15 protein-coding genes are annotated in these 18,289 nt (G+C 72.8%); 7 read left to right on the top strand and 8 right to left on the bottom strand.

Annotation, left to right across the window (positions count from 1 at the left end; translation table 11 throughout):
- The first annotated feature begins 21 nt into the window (after window positions 1-21).
- The gene (locus ACIRST_RS08995; RefSeq protein WP_402800993.1) at window positions 22-2,844 is read left to right on the top strand and encodes a LuxR C-terminal-related transcriptional regulator; all 2,823 of its coding nucleotides are present in this window, start codon (window positions 22-24) and stop codon (window positions 2,842-2,844) included.
- A 58-nt stretch (window positions 2,845-2,902) separates the two neighbouring features.
- On the opposite strand, the gene ACIRST_RS08990 is transcribed toward ACIRST_RS08995, so the two are convergent.
- The 5 genes from ACIRST_RS08990 to ACIRST_RS08970 form a co-directional block, all read right to left on the bottom strand.
- The gene (locus ACIRST_RS08990; RefSeq protein WP_402800990.1) at window positions 2,903-3,580 is read right to left on the bottom strand and encodes a YoaK family protein; all 678 of its coding nucleotides are present in this window, start codon (window positions 3,578-3,580) and stop codon (window positions 2,903-2,905) included.
- A 74-nt stretch (window positions 3,581-3,654) separates the two neighbouring features.
- Window positions 3,655-4,662 carry an alpha/beta fold hydrolase gene (locus tag ACIRST_RS08985; protein ID WP_402800987.1) on the bottom strand — a complete coding sequence of 336 codons (1,008 nt, stop codon included), beginning with the start codon at window positions 4,660-4,662 and terminating at the stop codon, window positions 3,655-3,657.
- 91 nt (window positions 4,663-4,753) lie between these two features.
- Entirely contained in the window at window positions 4,754-5,557 is an 804-nt protein-coding gene (locus ACIRST_RS08980; RefSeq protein WP_402800985.1) for an alpha/beta hydrolase, read from the bottom strand.
- Between the two features lie 190 nt (window positions 5,558-5,747).
- On the bottom strand, window positions 5,748-6,815 hold the full coding sequence (locus ACIRST_RS08975) for an MBL fold metallo-hydrolase (RefSeq protein WP_402800983.1): 1,068 nt from the start codon (window positions 6,813-6,815) through the stop codon (window positions 5,748-5,750).
- A 116-nt stretch (window positions 6,816-6,931) separates the two neighbouring features.
- Complete coding sequence (locus tag ACIRST_RS08970; RefSeq protein ID WP_402800981.1) at window positions 6,932-8,821, bottom strand: amidohydrolase; 1,890 nt, start codon at window positions 8,819-8,821, stop codon at window positions 6,932-6,934.
- 324 nt (window positions 8,822-9,145) lie between these two features.
- On the opposite strand from ACIRST_RS08970, the gene ACIRST_RS08965 reads away from it, so the two are divergent.
- Entirely contained in the window at window positions 9,146-10,012 is an 867-nt protein-coding gene (locus tag ACIRST_RS08965) for an SDR family NAD(P)-dependent oxidoreductase (RefSeq protein ID WP_402800979.1), read from the top strand.
- Between the two features lie 244 nt (window positions 10,013-10,256).
- Here ACIRST_RS08965 and ACIRST_RS08960 read toward each other — a convergent pair whose 3' ends face one another.
- Complete coding sequence (locus ACIRST_RS08960; RefSeq protein WP_402800977.1) at window positions 10,257-11,174, bottom strand: undecaprenyl-diphosphate phosphatase; 918 nt, start codon at window positions 11,172-11,174, stop codon at window positions 10,257-10,259.
- Between the two features lie 301 nt (window positions 11,175-11,475).
- Here ACIRST_RS08960 and ACIRST_RS08955 point away from each other — a divergent pair, with 301 nt between their 5' ends.
- On the top strand, window positions 11,476-11,874 hold the full coding sequence (locus ACIRST_RS08955) for a peptidoglycan-binding protein (protein ID WP_402800974.1): 399 nt from the start codon (window positions 11,476-11,478) through the stop codon (window positions 11,872-11,874).
- A 166-nt stretch (window positions 11,875-12,040) separates the two neighbouring features.
- Here the strand turns inward: ACIRST_RS08955 and ACIRST_RS08950 are convergent, their stop codons facing one another.
- Window positions 12,041-12,412 carry a hypothetical protein gene (locus ACIRST_RS08950; RefSeq protein WP_402800972.1) on the bottom strand — a complete coding sequence of 124 codons (372 nt, stop codon included), beginning with the start codon at window positions 12,410-12,412 and terminating at the stop codon, window positions 12,041-12,043.
- A gap of 20 nt (window positions 12,413-12,432) precedes the next feature.
- Window positions 12,433-13,521: an alcohol dehydrogenase catalytic domain-containing protein gene (locus ACIRST_RS08945; protein WP_402800970.1), complete on the bottom strand. Its 1,089-nt coding sequence runs from the start codon at window positions 13,519-13,521 to the stop codon at window positions 12,433-12,435.
- A gap of 103 nt (window positions 13,522-13,624) precedes the next feature.
- On the opposite strand from ACIRST_RS08945, the gene ACIRST_RS08940 reads away from it, so the two are divergent.
- The 4 genes from ACIRST_RS08940 (at window position 13,625) to ACIRST_RS08925 (ending at window position 17,917) form a co-directional block, all read left to right on the top strand.
- Complete coding sequence (locus ACIRST_RS08940) at window positions 13,625-14,518, top strand: LysR family transcriptional regulator (protein WP_402800968.1); 894 nt, start codon at window positions 13,625-13,627, stop codon at window positions 14,516-14,518.
- A 579-nt stretch (window positions 14,519-15,097) separates the two neighbouring features.
- Entirely contained in the window at window positions 15,098-15,700 is a 603-nt protein-coding gene (locus ACIRST_RS08935; RefSeq protein ID WP_402800966.1) for a hypothetical protein, read from the top strand.
- A 316-nt stretch (window positions 15,701-16,016) separates the two neighbouring features.
- Complete coding sequence (locus tag ACIRST_RS08930; RefSeq protein WP_402800964.1) at window positions 16,017-16,610, top strand: ArsR/SmtB family transcription factor; 594 nt, start codon at window positions 16,017-16,019, stop codon at window positions 16,608-16,610.
- A 35-nt stretch (window positions 16,611-16,645) separates the two neighbouring features.
- The gene (locus ACIRST_RS08925; RefSeq protein WP_402800962.1) at window positions 16,646-17,917 is read left to right on the top strand and encodes an MFS transporter; all 1,272 of its coding nucleotides are present in this window, start codon (window positions 16,646-16,648) and stop codon (window positions 17,915-17,917) included.
- The last annotated feature ends 372 nt before the right edge of the window (window positions 17,918-18,289 follow it).

Here is an 18,289-nt window from a genome sequence, read left to right as displayed (position 1 = left end):
TCCGAGGACAAGGGGGTTTCCATGGCGTGGCGCGGGCCGCGAACCGGGGCGGTGCGGCCGCTGGTCGGCCGCTCGGCCGAACGCGAAGTGATCGGACAGCTGCTGGACGCAGTGCGCGACGGGCTCGGGGGCGCCCTGGTGCTCGTGGGCGAGGCCGGGATCGGCAAGACGCGGCTGCTGGACCACGCGGCGGCGCTGGCCGCCGGTCTGGAGCTGACCAGGCTGGTCGGTGTCGAGGCCGAGCAGCCGCTGGGCTACGGCGCGTTGCACCGGCTGCTGCGGCCGCACCTGCACCGCGTCGACCGGCTGCCCACCAGGCAGCGGGACGCGCTGAACGCGGCGTTCGGCCTGGCGGACGCGGCGCCGCCGGACCGGCACCTGGTGGGCTTCGCGGCCCTGACCCTGCTGTCCGACGTGGCGTCCGAGCTGCCGTTGCTCTGCCTGGTGGACGACGTCCACCTGCTCGACCGGGAGTCGGCCGAGACGCTGGCCTTCGTCGCCCGGCGACTGCACGCCGACTCACTGGGCCTGATCTTCGCGGCCAGGGACGACTTCGGCGACCGCGGACTGTTCGACGCCGTGTCGCACCTGCGGGTCGACGGGCTGGCCGCCACCGACGCCAGGGAACTGCTCGCCCTCGCCGTGCCCGGCCACCTGGACACGGCGGTCGCGGACCGGATCGTGGCCGGCACCGGGGGCAATCCGCTGGCCCTCATCGAACTGGGCGCGAACCTGGGTGCCGAACGGCTCGCCGGGGTCGCGCCGGTGCCCGAGCCGCTGCCGGTGGGCAGGCTGCTGGAGGAGCACTTCCGGCAGTCGGTCGCCGCGCTGCCCCCCGACACCCGGACGCTGCTCCAGCTGATGGCAGCGGCGCCGACCGACGACATGGCGGTGGTGTGGCAGGCCGCGGGCGTGCTGGGCCTGCCGGCCGGGGCCACCGTCGCAGCCGTCGACGCGGGAATCCTCAACCACGGGGCCGGAGGCGGGTTCCGGCACCCGCTGATCCGGTCGGCGGTCTACGCGGCGGCCTCGGGGGACGACCGGCGGCGGGTCCACGCCGCGCTCGCGGCGGCCAGCGACCCGGCCCGCGTGCCCGACCGGCGCGCCTGGCACCGGGCCGAGGCGGCCCTCGGACCCGACGACTCGGCCGCGGCGGACCTGGACGCCGCCTCGGACTGGGCCCGGTCCAGGGGCGGCCACTCCGCCCAGGCGCTGTTCCTTTCCAGGGCCGCCGAACTCACCGCCGACCCGGCCCGGCGCGCCGAGCGCTACCTCGCCGCGGCCGAGGCCCACCAGGCCTCCGGCGACCACGCCGCGGTGCCACCGCTGCTCGACCTCGCCGTACCCGCCCTCGACCGTCCTGCCACCCGGGCCCGTGCGCTGCGCATGCGCGCCTCGGTCGAGCTGTTCAACGTCCGGATCGACCGGGTCCCGGCCATGATGCTCGACGCCGTCGCCGAGCTCGGCGACGCGGACCCCCGGACGACCCGGGAGCTGCTCTACGAAGCCGTGCACGCCGCGGTCATCGCCGGAGGGCCCGTCTACCGCACGACCTCGGCGGCGGTGTCCCGGGCCGTGACGGCCGCCCCGCCCGAGCCGGACGACCGGACCTGGAGCCCCACGGGGCTGATCGAAGGACTGAGCCTGCGGTCGGCCGGCGGCTACCGGAGCAGCGTGACGGTGCTCCGCGCGGCCCTGGCCCGGCTCCGCTCCGCACCCGAACTGCGCAACATGGCCAGTCCGTTCAGCGTCATGGTGAGCATCGCGGCGACCGAGGTGTGGGACATCGAGGCGTACGTGGAGATCGTCGGCCGACTGGCGGCCGTGGACCGCGGCAACGGAGCGCTCTACGGCCTCAGCCTGTCCTTGTCGGACCTGGCGTACACCGAGATCTGGAACGGCCGGCCGGCCGTGGCGGAGGCGCTCTACGCGGAGGCCGACGACTACGCCACCGCGATCGGGCTGACGACACACGGGGACCTGCGCAGGGCCCTGCTCTACGCGTGGATGGGCCGGGAGCGCGAAACCCGTGCCGCCGTCGCGACGATGGAGACCGTCGCCGGGACGTACGGACTGGGCCTGCTGCGCCAGCTGGCGCTCCACGCGCTCTGCGTCCTTGAGCTCGGAAAGGGGAGCTACGAGGCGGCGCTGCGCCATGCTTCGACGGTCTGCCACGAGGACCCGCCGTCACAGGGGAACCAGGTGCTGCCACTGCTCGTCGAGGCCGCCGTCCGCACCGGCGACCGGCGCACGGCGACCCGCACGCTGGAGCGACTCGAAGAACGTGCACTGCTCGCCGGGACGCCGTGGGCGCTGGGGCTGCTGGCCCGGTGCCGGGCGCTGGTGTCCGAGGACGCCGAGGCGGAGAAGTGGTACGCGGAGTCGGTCGACCTGCTGGGGCGCGTGCCGTTGGCAGCGGAACAGGCCAGGTCACGCCTGCTGTTCGGCGAGTGGCTCCGGCGGCGCAGGCGCCGCGCCGAGGCCAGGACCCACCTGCGGGCCGCGCACGAGGTGTTCGAGGCCGGGGGAGCGGCACTGTTCGCCGAACGGGCCCGGACCGAGCTGCTCGCGACCGGGGAGACGGCGCGCCGGCGCGTCCCGGGGACCAGCCTCGACCTCACCCCCCAGGAGCGCCGGGTGGCGCTGCTGGCGGTGTCGGGACTGACCAACGCCGAGATCGCCTCCCGGCTGTTCATCACGACCTCGACGGTCGAGTTCCACCTGAACAAGGTGTTCCGCAAACTCGGTATCACCTCGCGGCGGAAGATCGCCGTCGCACTCGATCCGGCCGCGTTCGCCGACGGTCCGGCGACCTCCGGTGCGAACCCGGCGCACGCTCCGTAGCACCACGCCACACCACACCACGCCACGCTGCGCCACGTCGCACCGCGCCGGGACCGGGTCAGTGCCAGGCTCCGGCGTGCCGTGCGCGGCTGAGCCGGCCGGCGGTGGCCGAGCAGACGGCGAGCAGCCCCGCGGCGGTCCACAGCGGGGCTGCCACGTCGGCGTGCCGCAACAGCAGTCCGCCGCCGAGGGCGCCCGCGGCCATCGCCAGGATCGAGGCGACGCGCAGAGCGCGGACGCGGGCGCCGGTCCGGTCGGCGAACAGGCCGGCGGTGGTCAGGGTGAGCACCGTCGTCGTCAGGTCGGGTACGGCCAGGCGCCGCACGACGGCGTTCTGCATTCCCATCGCCACCGCGAGCAGGGCGACGAGGGTCAGTTGGACCGCTCGCCGCCCCGGGTCGGCGAGCGCCGCCAGCACGGCTGCTCCGATGACGACGGCGCTCTGCGCGGCGGTCGAGAGCGCCAGCAGTCGCCCGCGGTGCGTGCTGCTGCCACCGACGTGGCGTCCGCCGAGGTACGCCCCGGCGCCGAAGGCTGCCAGGGCCAGCAACGTCGCGCTCCACGAGACTCCGTCGACGCCGCTGAGGGCGAAGCCGGCGAAGACGACGTTCCCGGTCATGTTGGCGACGAAGACGTGGCCGAGCACCAGATAGCTGACGGCGTCGACCAGCCCGGTCGCCACCGTCAGGGCCAGCAGCAGCGCGGGCAGCGGACCGTGGTTGCGGGGGGCGGGCACTGGGCGTTCTCCTTCGGCGTCGGGGGTGGCGCGGCGGCGAGGGTGGCGCGGCGTCGGGTGGCGCGGCGTCGGGGTCAGGAGCGGCCGAGGAAGTCGAGCAGCAGGGCCGTCAGTTCGTCGGGGTGCTCCTCGTAGATCCAGTGGCCGGAGTTGGGGATGGTCACACCGGTGACGTCGGAGGCGTAGGCCTGCATCTGCTCGCCCTCGGCGCTGCCGAGGCTGCCCGATGCGCCGATGGCGAGCACCGGCATCGGGAGCGGGGTCCGCTGGAACTGCGCGTTGTCCCGGATGTCCTGCGGGAACACCCGGAACCAGGCCAGACTCGCCGCGAGGTGGGCGGGGTCGCGCAGGTAGTGGGCGAACACCCGGATGTCGGCCTGGCTCACTGCGCCCGGCACGCCCTCGAACCCGCCGATGAAGCCGGCGGTCCAGCTGACCTCACGGCCCCGGATCATGTTCTCCGGCAGGCCGTCGGTCAGGTTGAAGAAGCCGAAGTTCCAGACCCCTGGGCCCCGTTCGGTCAGTGACGGGATCCGGTAGATGGTCGGGTCCGGGATCGGAGCCTCGCTGAGGACCAGCTTCTCGACGGTGGCGGGGTACTGCGCCGCGTAGGAGTAGGCGACCATCGTGCCGATGTCGTGGCCGACGATCCGCACGTCGTCGTCCTTGCCGAGCGACGCCAGCAGCGCGTGGAGCTCGGCGGCCATCGTCTTCTTGTCGTAGCCCGACGGCGGTGCGTCGCTCTGCCCGGCGCCGGGCAGGTCCGGGGCGATGACGGTGTAGTGCTCGGCCGGGGCCGGCATGATGCCGTGCCACTCGTACCAGGTCTGCGGGTAGCCGTGGAGCAGCACCAGCGTCGGCCCGTGGCCGCCGGCCACGTAGTGCAGGCCGATGCCGGCGACCCGGGCGCGGTGTTCGGTGAACCCCGCGGGGATCCGTTCACCGGCGGACGCGGTGGCGGGGGAAGCGGTCGTGGGGCCCGCGGCGGCGCTGATCGTCGCCGTACCCAGCGCGACGGTCGCGGCCAGGGCCGCGCCGAGCAGTCGACGGCGGCTGCGGGTTCCGGGCAGGGGGAGTCTCACTCGGTGCTCCAGGTGGTGGGTGACGGAGGGGCGGCGGCCCCTGGCGCGGGCCGGTCGGGCGGGCGGCGGTCGTGCCGCCGTCGACGCGTGGTCAGGCCGTCCGGCCCTGGCGCCGGAGCCAGGCCAGCACCGCCTCCGCGACCTCCCGCCAGCCGCTGTCGACGGTCAGCGAGTGCCCGCGGCCGGGGAAGGACAGGAACTCGGTGACCGCCCCGGAGTGCCGGTACTGCTTGAGCGTGGCGCGGCTGACCGACTCCGGGACGGTGTGGTCCTTGCCGCCGGACACCAGAAGCAGCGGGCCGCGTCCGGAGTTCGCGGTGTCGACCTCGGCCGGCGAGTGGGGGTCGAAGTTCGCCGCGGCGGCCTCGAACAGCGGCTTGCCCGGCGCCGGGATGGTCCACCGCTCGAAGAGTCCGTCGGACTCCTCCTCGCTCAGCGCGTTGCCGAACGCGAAGCGGAACTGTTCGGTGGTCAGGGACACCGCGCGGTGCCGGTTCGCCGGGTTCCTGAACACCGGCAGCGTCGAGCGCAGCGCGGACAGTGGAAGCGGCAGGACGCCCTTGATCTGGGCTGCGTCGATCGCCACGGCCGCCGAGGCCAGGTCCTGGCCGAGGAGCTTCTGGGCGATCATGCCGCCGAAGGAGTGGCCGATCAGGACCGGCGGCGCTCCCAGCCCGCGGATGATCGTCGCGTAGTGCTCGACGACGTCGTCGATGCCGTGGTCGGCGATGCTCTCCGGGTTCTGCCGGGCCTCCTCCACGGTGTCCGGGTCGCCGGGCCAGCCGGGCGCTGACGGGGCGTAGCCCTCGGCACGGAAGAGGTCGATCCACGGTTGCCAGGAGGTGCTGTGCAGCCACAGGCCGTGGATGAAGAGGACGGGGGTCGGGCTGGTCATGGGTCGTGTGCCCTTTCTCGGGGAGGGGACCGGGTGGGACCGGGGCGGGTCGTGCCGCGCCCGGTCGTGCCGGGCCCGGTCGTGCCGCGCCCGGTCGTGCCGGGCAGGGCGTTACCGGGCCGGAGGCGACAGCGGGTCAGAGGCGACAGCGGGTCGGGGCGGTTCTCGGGCGGTGAGTGCCGACCGGTCCTCAGGGGCGGGTGCCGAACGGGCCGAGGATCCCGGCGTCGATCCGGAGCGACTCGACCATCGCTGCGGCGTTGTCGAGCGTGAACACGTCGGCCGCGGCGAGGACGCCGGTGTACTTGGCGATCACCGGTGCGGCGGCCTGCGCCGCCACCGCGTCGAGGTAGGTCTTGAAGATCGCCCAGGAGTTGCCCTGCGGGCCGTACTTCGCGAAGTACGGGGTGGGGTCCAGGTCCATCGAGGCGCGGGCGGCGGCTTCGAGGTCGGCCGTGTAGGCGCGCTGGAGGTCGCCGTCCGCGCGCACCCCGAGCCGGCCGAGGTGACCGCCGACCAGGGTCCGCCAGGGGTAGCCCATGGCGATGTCCTGCGCCCGCAGCCAGGCCGGGATGTCCTGGGAGACCGCGAGGTTCTTGAACGGCACCCAGCCCGGGTACAGGACGTCGACGACCATCAGGGTCCGGTGTTCCGGTGCGTGGACGAAGATGTTGTCCGGGCTGTGGTTGGGGCCGTGGTAGGCCAGTTCCAGGCGCTCGCCGCCGACCTCCAGCGTGTAGTGATCCTTGAAGGTGACGGTCGGCGCGGGACGGTTCGGGTCGCCGTCGCGCAGCAGCAGGCGCTGGCACTCGGCGTGACCGATCCGCACGACGTCCTTGCCCAGGATCGACGAGGCGCCCGCGTGGTCGGCGTGGGAGTGCGAGTAGACGAGGTGCGTGACCTGCGACGGCCGGCCGTTCGCCCGCGTCACGTCGGCTATCGCCCGCAGCAGGTTGTGCCCGATGGTCGGCGGGGCGTCGACCAGGACGACGCCTTCCCGGGTGCTGAGGAACATCGCCTGGTAGTACCCGTCGGTGACCCAGTGGAGGTTCCCGTCGATCCGGCCGACGTAGTAGCCCGTGTCGTCGATCGCCGGCCCCTTCGCGGCGAGCGGTACGGGCGCGAAGTCGGGCAGGTCGGTGCCGGTGCCCTGGGCGGCGGCCGCCGTGCCACCGCCCAGGGCCGTGCCGGCGAGGGCGGCCGCGGGCAGGACGGCCGCCGTGCGCAGCAGGGCCCGGCGGTCGGCCGGGGTGTTCATCGAGTGGCTCATTGCGTGGCCTTTCGGGATCGGTTCGCCATCGGGTCGGGTACGGGTTCGGGTTCGGGTTCGGGTTCGGTCGTGCCGAGCAGGGGGCGTCAGGCGCTCGGGGCGGTTCACCCGAAGCAGGGGTCGGACACCCGCAGGACGGCGTCCGTCTCGGTACCGGCCCCGCGCCGGCCCGCCCGGCGCAGCTGCTCGGTGGAGTCGGCGGCGGCCTGCCCCAGCAACTCGGCCTGGCGCGCGCCGTCGCCGGCCCGGCGCGGGTCGGCCCGGTAGCCGCCGAAGTGGGCGAGCGGGCTCCAGTCGGGTTCGACCGGCGGCGCGGGCGCCGCGAGGCCCTCGAACTCGCCGACCGCGTGCACGATCCGGCCGCCGACCACGGTGAGGGCGGCTTCGATGAGCGGAATGTCCTGCTCGGGGACGGTGAAGTAGTCGTCGGTGAGGATGGCCAGGTCGGCGAGGAAGCCCGGACTCAGCCGGCCCTTCACCTGCTGCTCGCCGGTGAGCCGGGCCCCGGCGGCGGTGTACATCTCCAGCGCGGTCTCCCGGCTGACGCAGTGTGCTGTCGAACGGGTGCGCAGACCGCCGACGGTGCGCCCGGAGACGAGCCAGTGCAGGGCGACCCAGGGGTTGTAGGTGGAGACCCGGGTCGCATCGGTGCCGGCCGCCACGTCCAGCCCGCGTTCGAGCATCGCGCCGAGCGGCGGGGCGGCCGCCGCCGCGGCGGCGCCGTACCGGCGCGCGAAGGCCTCGCCCTGGTATGCCAGCCGGTGCTGGACCCCCAGCGACCCGCCGAGCGCCGCGATGCGGTCCAGACTCTGCGGCGATACGGTCTCGGCGTGGTCGAACAGCCACCGTCCCGGTCCCGGGAAGAGCCCTTCGGCGGCGAGCTTCTCGAAGACGGCGAGGTCGCGGCGGATGGTCTCGTCATACGTGGCGTGGAGTCTGAATCCCCAGCCGTTCTCCAGCAGGACCCGCACCGCCTGCTCCAACTGGTCCTCGTACGGACCCAGTTCGGGACGGGGCTGAGCGAAGTTCTCGAAATCGGTGGCGGCCCAGACGAGGTTCTCGCCGGCGCCGTTGAACCTGAGCCACTCGTCCCCGTCGCCGGGCTTGACCAGGGTGGCCCAGCGCCGCAGGTCCTCGACCTCCTGCCCGAGGGCCTGCGGGAACAGGTGGTAGGCGATGCGCACCGTGAGCTCCTGCGCGGCGGCCAGCTCCGTGACGGCCGTGTAGCCCGACGGGAAGTCCTGGAACCCGCCGGCGCCGTCCACCAACGAGGTCAGGCCGAACCGGTTGAGCTCGCGCAGGAAGTGGGCGGTCGAGGCCTTCTGCAGCGGGGGGTCGAGCACCGGGGCCTTGGCGATCGTCGCGTAGAGCAGTCCGGCGGCCGGGGCGGCGATCAGCATCCCGGTCGGCTCGCCGTCGTGGCCGCGGACGATCTGCCCGCCCGCCGGGTCCGGGCTGTCGCGGGTGATGCCCGCCGCGCGCAGCGCCGCCCGGTTCAGGACGGCGGACTGGTACAGGTGCGTGATGATCACCGGCGTGTCGGGCGCCGCCGCGTTCAACTCGGCGGGCGAGGGCAGGCGGTGCTCGGCGACCGTCTCGACGCTCCAGCCCCCGGCGACCCGGACCCACTGGCCGGCCGGAGTCCGGGCGGCCTGTTCCCGCAGCATCCTGAGGCCCACCGCGAGCGACGGCACGCCGTCCCACCGCAACTCCAGGACGAAGTGCAGGCCGCCGCGGACGACGTGGCAGTGCGAGTCGTTCAGCCCGGGGACGACCCTGCGGTACTGCGCGTCGACCACCACGGTGTCCGGCCCGAGGTACGGTGCGACGTCCCGGTCGTCGCCGACCACGCCGATCCGCCCGCCGCGCACCGTCAACGCCGAGGCCGTCGGGCGTCGTCGGTCCCCGGTGTGGATCCGGGCGTTGCGGACGACCAGATCGGCGCGGTCGTCTCCCAGGCGGGGCCGCAGGCCCGCCACGGGCATCGATGTCATCGGAGCTCCTCGCTGCGGTGGGTGCCACGCACAGCAGACCACCGAGCCCGGTCCGTTCGAACCGTGGAAAGACCCCAGTCCCGACACGTCGTCGGCGCGTGGCAAGGCTGGGGACCGTCCCCGGTGCGAAGCCCCCGCGAGCCGTGGTGCCGCGGCGCCGGGAATCGTCGTCGGGCCGTCGGCCGGTCGGCCGCCGCACCGGAATGCGGGAAACCCCCAGGGCTCCGTCCGCCGTAGTGGGACAGCCTGCGCCGTGCCTGCGCCGGCCCTGTGATACAGCTAGGGCGGCAGGGGTGGTTGGTGGCCGATCGGAGGGGAAGGCCCATGACGGAGCAGCGAGTTGTGATCGTGACCGGGGGCGGTACGGGCATCGGCGCGGCGACCGCGAGGCTGTTGCGGGAGGGCGGCCACGAGGTCGTCGTCTCCGGACGGCGGAGCGAGCCGCTGGAACACGTCGCCCGGCAGTGCGGCGCGCTGGCCCACCCGGCCGACACGACGGACCCTACCGCCGTGCGCGACCTCGTGGAGAGCACCGTCGCCCGCTACGGGCGCCTCGACGGACTGGTGGTCAACGCCGGGGTCGGCCGCGGCGGCGGCGTCGGCGAGACCTCCGACGAGGACTGGGACCTGGTGCTGCGCACCAACCTCACCGGCCCGTTCCTGACGATGCGGGCGGCTCTGCCGCACCTGCTGCGGGCACGCGGAGCCGTCGTCGCCGTCGCCTCCGTCTCGGCGCTGCGCAACGGCCTGCGCAACGCCGCTTACGCCGCGTCCAAGGCGGCCCTGCTGCAGCTGTGCAGCTCACTGGCCGTCGACTACGGCGCGAGCGGGCTGCGGGCCAACACCGTGTGCCCCAGCTGGGTGCGCACCGAGATGGCCGACCGCCGAATGGCCCGCTTCGCCGAGGACGCGCAGCTGGGCGACGGCAACAGCGACAGCGACGGCATCAGCGACGGCAACAGCGACAGCGACGGCGGCACGGACGCGGCCTATGCCGAAGCCACCCGGCTGCTCCCGGCCCGTCGTCCCGCCGACCCGCGTGAGGTCGCCGAGGCCATCGCCTGGCTGCTGTCCCCGGCCGCCTCCTTCGTCAACGGTGCGACCCTCACCGTCGACGGCGGCGCCACCGTCCTGGACCCGGGCACCCTGCCCTTCGCCTACCGCATCGACCCGCGTGAGTCCGCCGGCTGACCCTGGTGCCGGCCTTCGGGGCGGCCGGTGGCCGGACCGGCCGGCCGGTTCAGGGATCGAGCACGCTGTGTCGGGCAAGCGGGGGAGCGGGTAAGCGGGGGAGCGCGGTCGAGCCCGTCGGGTCACCGCCCCCGTGCCGGGCGTTGGTCAGCCGGCGGCCCTGAACCGCACGGATCGGGTGGCGGGCCGGCGGTCGGCTGAGCGGCGTCGTCGGTGACTGAATCCCGGGGCTTCGAGGCGGAGTTCACACCGTGAGGTAGACCAGTCCGCCGAGCCCGGCCAGGGAGCAGTACCAGGCGAACGGTTTCAGCGTGTGCGTCTGGAAGTACTTGCTGAGGAAGTGCACGGCCGCGTACCCGCCGACGAAGGCAAGCGCGCTCGCGACCGGGACCTGTGCGCCGAGGTCGGCGCCGTACGCGTCGATCAGTGAGGGCAGTTCGAACAGGGCGGCGGACCCGATCACGGGCGCGGTGAGGAGGAACGCGAAGCGGGCCGAGTCCTCGTGGGACAGGCCGTTGAGGATGCCGGCGCCGATGGTGATTCCCGTTCGGCTGATCCCGGGCAGGAAGGCGGTGATCTGCGCTGCCCCTATGAAGGCCGCCTGCCGGTAGCTCAACTGGACGATCCGACGGTCCGACTGTCCTTCGGCGGAGAGGTGTTCGTCGCCAGGGGCGATGTACGGCTGCGCCCGGCGTCGGCCGGAGCCGTCGCGGCGGAGCAGCTCGACGCCGAACAGCATGAGGCCGTTCACGGTGAGGAAGACGGCGGCGGGGACGGGCTTGCCCAGGGCGGCCTTGAACACCCCGCTGATGGCCAGCCCGGCGATGCCGACCGGCGTGGCCCCCGCGATCACCAGCCAGGCGAGGCGCTGGTCCGGGTCGCGGATGAGCCGGCGGCGGACCGAGCTGCACAGGCCCCGCGCGATCCGCGCCCAGTCCTGCCGGAACCGGATCACCAGGGCCAGCGTGGTGGCCAGACGCAGCCCGACCAGGACGGCCAGGTACGGCGAGCCCGGCGCGGACACGTCGAGGTCGTGCCGCCAGCGCCCGCCGATCACTGCGGGCAGGAGGATGCTGTGGCCGAGGCTGGAGACCGGGAACAGCTCGGTGACGCCTTGCAGCAGGCCGACACCGACGGCTTCGGGATAGGTCAGGACGGACATCTTCGACGACGACTTTCGCAATCGGCGGGAGGCCCGTGAACGGCCTCCGCACGAGGGTGACGCCGCTTCCCCCGTCCCTCGGCGGAGCGAGGTTACTACAAGATGATCTATGCGTTTCGCCGGGTCGCCTGCGGTCGGCTTGCGCCCGGTAAGCGAATTGACGTCACGACAGCAACCGCCGCACCGCCGCGCAAGGCCGGCGGTGCGGCAGTCCTCGTCCCAGCGGCGTGCCGGTGGGCGGAGACCTGTACTCTCGGGGCGCTGTTGATCAAGAGCTCGATCGAACGGGGGAAACATGGGTGTGACGCGCAAGGGTGGCCGGATCCTCGCAACGACGGCGGCGGCGCTGCTGACCGTGGTCGCGGTGCCGGGCGCCGCGGAGGCGAACAGCGGTGCGCCGTACATCGGGTACGGCTACCCGAACTCCGCTGTGGCCGTGTCGTGCGTGCAGAAGTTCTACAACGTCTGGGCCTCCAACGGGGTTTGGATCACCGTGGACGGGAAGTTCGGGCCGATGACCGAGAAGGCCGTCAGGATCGTCCAGGACAAGATCAACCGCGTTCCCGGGTACTACGTCGGGCCGCCGGACGGGGTCGTCGGTCGGCTGACCGGTACCGCCATGGTGGAGATCGACCGCGATGGGTCGGTGTTCCCGGGCTCGTACCGGGACACGTGCCGGCTGGCCCTCCCCACGACCTGAGGCCCTGCGGCCGTCGGCCCGCCTGCGGCCCACGGCCGCCCCCGAGCCGAGCCGAGCCGAGCCGAGCCGAGCCGTGTCGTGCCGTGTCGTGCCGTGTCGTGCCGTGCCGTGCCGTGCCGTGTCGTGCCACGGCACGGCAGCCGGCAGCCGGCAACCGGCCGACGAGTCAGGCGTGGTCAGCGAGGGGTTGGGCAAGCCCGGGGCCGCCCGTGTGCAGGGTCCGGACGTAGTCCTCGGGAGGCTCGGGAAGGATCTGCAGGCAGGCTGCGTCGCAGGTGTTGACCAGGAGCGGCAGGACGTCGGTGGCAACTCGCCGCGAGATCCATGCCTGGTGGATCTCGGCTCCCTCCAGCGACCGGTCAGCGAACTCGTCGAGGATGCCGTTGACGCCGGTCCGGGCGTAGAGGAAGTGCCCGTCGGAGGAGACCGCGGCGTCGACGGTGCCGGTTCCGCCGAAGCCCGGGGGCCGAACACCGCTGGACGGCTCGGTCGTACGGCGACCTGCGCTCGTGAGGGCGGTCGGCCGTGGCGCTGACATGTGGGGATCAGTCGGTCTTCTCAGCGAGCCGGTGGGGTGAGGGCGGTGCGGTCGAACGGGCCGCCGTGTGAGGCGGCGTACGTGACGGCTTCGTTGACGGCGTCGAGGCCGAACGACCGGACCCGTTCGGGGGCGAGGTCCAGGGTGCCGGAGGCGAGGAGCCGGATGATGCCGACATTCGCCGTACGCGGGTACATCCACTGGCCGCGCACCGTGACCGAGTTGCGCATGATCCACGGGTACGGGAGGGCGAGGTCGTCGCCACCGAGCATGCCGACGCCGCCCATGAGAACGACGCGGCCGTACTCGCGCACGGTCATGGCTGCCGTGCGCGCCGCCGAGCTGGGTGCGCTCGGTGGCAGCAGGTCGATCACCATGTCGATCCGGCCGCCCGCCGCCGCGGACATCGCCGCGCGGTCGCCGGCCTCGTCCCCGGACAGCGGGACCGGGCGCACACGCGGACCGAACCGGTCGGCGAGGAGGTCGAGCGCGGCCCGGTTGCGGCCCGGCGCGACGACACAGCCCGCCCCCATGGCGAGCGCGACCGCGACCGCACTGCTGCCGAGGTTGCCGGTGGCCCCGCTGACGAGCAGCGTCTCACCGGCCGCGAGCGCGCCAGCCAGCAGCCCGCCGTAAGGGATGACGTGCACGCCGAGCGCGGCCCAGCGGGCCGGGTCGTCCCCTGCCGCTGCGGGCAGCGGGAAGACGTTCTCCGTCGGGACCCGCATGAGCTCGGCGAACGATCCGTCATGCAGGTACCGGGCGAGCCGCGCGCCGCCCTCGCCGCGAGAGCTCCAGCCCTGGAGCGTGATGTCGGGCGTCAGGGCGTCATCCCGCGAACGCACCGTGCAGTCGCACCACACGAGGTCACCGGGGCGCAGCCGGGTGGCGTCCGGGCCCACGTGGACGACCCGTCCCACGCCGCCGATCCCGGGCACGACGGGAGGGACCAGGGGGTAGTTCCGCTCGCCGCTGAAGACCTCGGCCGCGTACGGGGCGACCGAGGTGGCGAGCACCTCGACCACCACCTCGCCGCCGCCGGCCTCGGGGTCGGGCACCTCCCGCACCGTCAGCGGGGCACCGAACCGCGTCAGGACTGCTGCTCGCACGTGATGACCTCCGTGTTCGTCCGTCTTTCATCGCGATCGACACTAGGAGCCCCACGGCAATGCGGGAAGCGACGATCCTGCATCCGTGGTATGCGTATGCCGCATGGACATCTCCAGCACAGGCCTGCGCGTCCTGCGGCAGATCGCCGAGTCCGGCAGCTTCACCGCAGCAGCCACCCGGCTCGGCTACACCCAGTCGGCGGTCTCACGCCAGGCCGCCTCGCTCGAACGAAGCGCGGGCACCGCCCTGTTCGAACGCCGCCCCGACGGAGTGCGCCTCACCCCCGCGGGTCTGACCCTGCTGCGCCACGCCCGCACGATCCTGGACTGCCTCACGGCCGCCGAGCGCGACCTCACCGGCACCGTCTCGCGGACCGAACCGGTGCGGCTCGGACTGTTCCTGAGCGCGGGCGCGGCCCTCCTGCCTCCCTCGCTCGCCCGCCTCGCGGCAACCGACCCGCAGATCACGGTCACGACCTCCGAGGGCACCACGCCCACCTTGGTCCGGGCACTGCGCGCGGGTTCGATCGACCTCGCCGTGCTGACGTCCCGCCCGCCCCACCGGCCCTTGGACGGCGAGTCACCGCGCCTGCACGTCGAGACCGTCACGGACACCGAACTGGTCGTGGCAGTGCCTTCGACCGGAGATTTCGCCGGCCGCACCGCGGCGCACGTCGACGAACTGGTCGACGCCCCGTGGATCGCCACCCCGGCGTCGGACTCCGAGCCACTGCTCGGCGTCTGGCCAGGTCTGCCCGGACGGCCGCACATCGTCCACTGCGCGCGCGACTGGCTGACGAAGCTTCAACTGGTCGCCGGTGGCTTCGGGGTGACAACGGTGCCCTCCCGGCTCTCACCGATGCTGCCCTCCGGGGTGAGTCTGCTGCACGTCGAAGGCGCACCTCCCGAGATCCGCCGGGTACTCGTGGCGCGACTGCCCGGCCGTCCGACCCCGGCGATCACGGCCGTCACCCGAGCAATCTGCTCGACCGCCTGACACGTGGCCGCAGCGTCCTCGACGGCGTGGGGGCCCGGGTCCGTCAGCAGTCGTTCCAGCAGGTCGGCCCCGGCGTTGGGATGCCGGACCGCGCCCGCGCGCAGGAGGCCTCCGCGCAGTCCCCCGAACCGTCGCAGCTCCGCGACGGGCGGCTCGGGATCCTTGAGGCCGAGGAGGCGCGTTCTCGGTTCGGCTCGTCCACGAGGCCGCGCAGCTCTTGACGCGGGAAGTCGGGGTGGTCAGTCGACCAGCAGGGGCCGGACGTGGAAGCGCGGTCCAGCAGCCGGTACGCCGTCGACAGGCCCATCCCGTGCAGGCGACGGCGCGGTACCCCGGGTGGAGCGCAGCTCGGCGTCTGCGTCAGGACTGGTCAAAGCGACGTGCCGAGGCGCCGGGAGCACTCAGCCGCCAGAGCACAGGCGGGCCGCGGGTGTCCCCCGTTCGGTGAAGTTGGTCCGGCATCGGCACGGCGGTGGGAGGCTGCGGCCGTGACAAAGCAGAGGAACAGCCCCGGGCCTGACTGGTGCGAGCAGCTGAACAACTGGCATGACCCGAGAAACCAAGCCCTATGGTGATCCAATGGACCTGGGGGCGGTACTGCTTGCGATCACCGGTGTGTCAGGCACGCTGGGCGGTGCGTTGCTCACCCAGCGGGGCGCCGAACGAGCCAAGAAGCGCGAACTTGAGACGAGCCACGCCATCCAGGAGGCCCGCGAGAACCGCGAACTGCGGCGGCGCTGCTACACCGAACTCCACCGGGATGCCCGGCAGTTCGCCACAGCGCTGAGCCGCCACCTGTATGTCCTGCGGGATCGCGCATCCGGGGAGGACGACATTCGGGCGCTGGAAGGAGCCAAGGACGCCCACCGGGACCGCTGGTCGGAGACCTTGATGGTCGCCCCCGACACAGTGATCGGACCGGCCAACGAGCTGAACGACGCACTGACCCGGGTCTACGGGCAGATCAAGCGCATCGAACAGGGAAACCCCAGGACGGGCGAAACCCTGCGATCCGCCGCCGAGGCGCAACAAGCCCTCTGGCCCCTGATACGCGCCACCAGAGAGGCAATGCGCGGTGACCTGGGCGTCACAGGAGCCACCCCATGGCCACAGTCGAACTCCTTCGACGACCCGGCGATGATCAGCGACTTCGAGGGACCGCTCAGCGACCCCAACGCCTGAAACGACGGACACGAGCCGCCGAACCCGTCGCGCACCCGAAACCGACCCCAGGCCGCCGCCATCGCCACGCCACAACGCTCGGCCGCACTCCTGGAGTCCGCGTTCCACCTCACCCAGGCCCTCCTGGAGCGCCCCGACGAGGACCCGCTCCTTCTGGAGGCCACCGCCAGCCTGTCATCCCCCAATACCTCGCCACCGCCCGCACCCCACCGTCGACACCACCGGCCCCGCTGCGCCCGACGCCGGAGCCGGCGGTCGGCCGTCCAACTCTGAAGCAACTATTGCGAAGTTTTTGCTTCATATCTAGCGTGGGTGCATGCGACCGAAGCACGAGCCTGGGCACATCACTGACCTGTCACGGCTGAAGGCGTTCGTGAACCCGCTGCGGATGCAGTTGTACCGGCTGCTGTACGCCGCGGGCACCGCGACCGCCTCCCAGCTCGCCGAGCATGTCGACGAAACGCCCTCGCTGGTCAGCTACCACTTGCGCAAGCTGGCCGAGCACGGCTTCGTGACCCAGGCGAGCGACCAGAGCACCGACGGCCGCGAGCGGTGGTGGAAGGTCTCATCCGAAGAGGGCTGGGGCTTTCGCGAATCGGACTTCGCGGACACACCCGAGGGCGCCGCCGCAGTCGGTGCAGTGACCCGAGGGATGTTCGACACCCGCGTCGCCCAGTACCGCACATATCTCGACCAGAAGTCCGCCTGGGGGCAGACGTGGACCGACGCATCCTTCTCCTCCGAGTGGCTGCTCGACCTCACGCCGAGCGAACTCGCCGAGATGAGCGACGAGCTCCAGGCGCTCGCCCGACGCTGGCGCGAGCGCGGCAAGGCCGCCAGGGCGGCCGGCGACACCGAGGGCCGGGAGCACGTGTCCGTGCACGTCTACGGCTTTCCCTTCCGGCCCTGACCCAGCCGAACTCCGAACGCGCACTGGAGCCCACCATGGCCGTCCCGCAAGCAGTCCTGTTCGAACGTGCCACCACACCGGCTCACCGTGACGCCAACGTGCTGCGCTGGCTCACCGCCTACACGCTCTCCCTCGTCGGCGACAGCGTGTACTTCGTCGCCCTGGGCTGGTCCGCGCAGAAGGCCGCCGGCCCCACCGAAGTCGGCCTCGTCATGGCCGCCGGAGCGTTACCACGAGCGTTACTCATGCTCGCCGGGGGCGTGGTGGCCGACCGGTTCGACCCCCGCCGGGTGATTCTCGGCAGCGACACGCTGCGCTGCACCCTCATCCTGGCAGTGGCCGCAGGCATCGCACTGACGGCGCCGGCCTTGTGGATCCTGGTCACGATGGCGCTCGTCTTCGGCGCCGCGGACGCACTGTTCGTACCTGCCGTCGGCGCCCTCCCGTCCCGGATCACCACCCCTGACCAGCTGGCCCGGGTCACCGGCATGCGCTCGCTGTCGACCCGCCTCGGCCAGGTCGTGGGCCCGCCGATCGGCGGCCTGGCCATGGGAGTCGGCGGACCCGCGGCCGCCTTCACCGTCGCCGGGGTGCTCCTCGCACTGTCCCTGCCGCTCCTGCTGACGATACGGATACGGCCCCTCGGGGCGAGCGACGCCGAGCAGCCGGAGCCCGGCACCGCGCGCCAGGACCTGCTCGACGGCCTGCGCTACATCCGCCGCCACCGCCTCATCGGCCCGCTCGTCGTCGCCGGCGCCGTCTGCGAACTCGGGCTCACCGGCACCCTCAACGTCGGCATGGTGCTCCTCAACGCCGAACGCGGCTGGGGAACGGCCGGCTACGGCTGGATCGTCAGCAGCTTCAGCGCAGGAGCGGCGGCCAGCGCCACACTGCTGGCCATCGCCGGATGGCTGCCCCGTGCCGGCCTGACGATGACCTGGATACTGCTCGTGGGCTGCGCGGGCGCGGCCACCATCGCGCTGGTACCCGCCCTTTGGCTCGCCGCGGTGCTGGCCGCGGTCATCGGCCTGTGTGCGGGTGTCTTCGGCAGCCTGAACAACGCCCTCATGCAGACCGCCGCGGACCCGGCCTACCTCGGCCGGGTCACCTCCGTCGTCATGCTCACCATGGTCGGCATCGCCCCCCTCAGCTACCCGCTGGTCGGCGCCGCCATCGGAGCCTGGGGCACCGCCCCGGTGTTCCTCGGCTGCGGCACCCTCGCCGGCCTGGGCGCGGTCATCGCCCTGGCCTCCGACGCGGTACGCCACGCCGAACTGCCCCGGCAGCGGACCAAGCTGACTCGCTGATCGGGCTCCATGCCCTGTCCGGCGCCCACCCGGTCGAACTGACCACCGACCGCTTCTCGCACACCGGGGACGACGCCTACCTCACCATCGGTTGCAATCCCGTCCTGCTGCCACCGAAACCGCCCGCCTGACAGAGCGACAGGTCGCACGACCAGTGCGGAGCCGATCCGCCTCGGCTTCGACACCGCGCTTGCGGCCGGCTCGCCTGAGAAAGTGTTGGGTAATTGATCAACTTCATGGCGTGATCCACTGGTGGTGATCTTTGCGTTGCCCTGTCCGCGAAGATCACCGCCATGTGTGTCTGTGCGTGCAAGCCGTCCTATGACTCGTCGTTGACGGATGCTCAGTGGGCGGTGATCGAGCCGCTGCTGC

The organism is Kitasatospora sp. NPDC101447 (assembly GCF_044767225.1).
Taxonomy (GTDB): Bacteria; Actinomycetota; Actinomycetes; order Streptomycetales; family Streptomycetaceae; genus Kitasatospora.
This window is presented reverse-complemented; position numbering and strand designations above follow the sequence as displayed.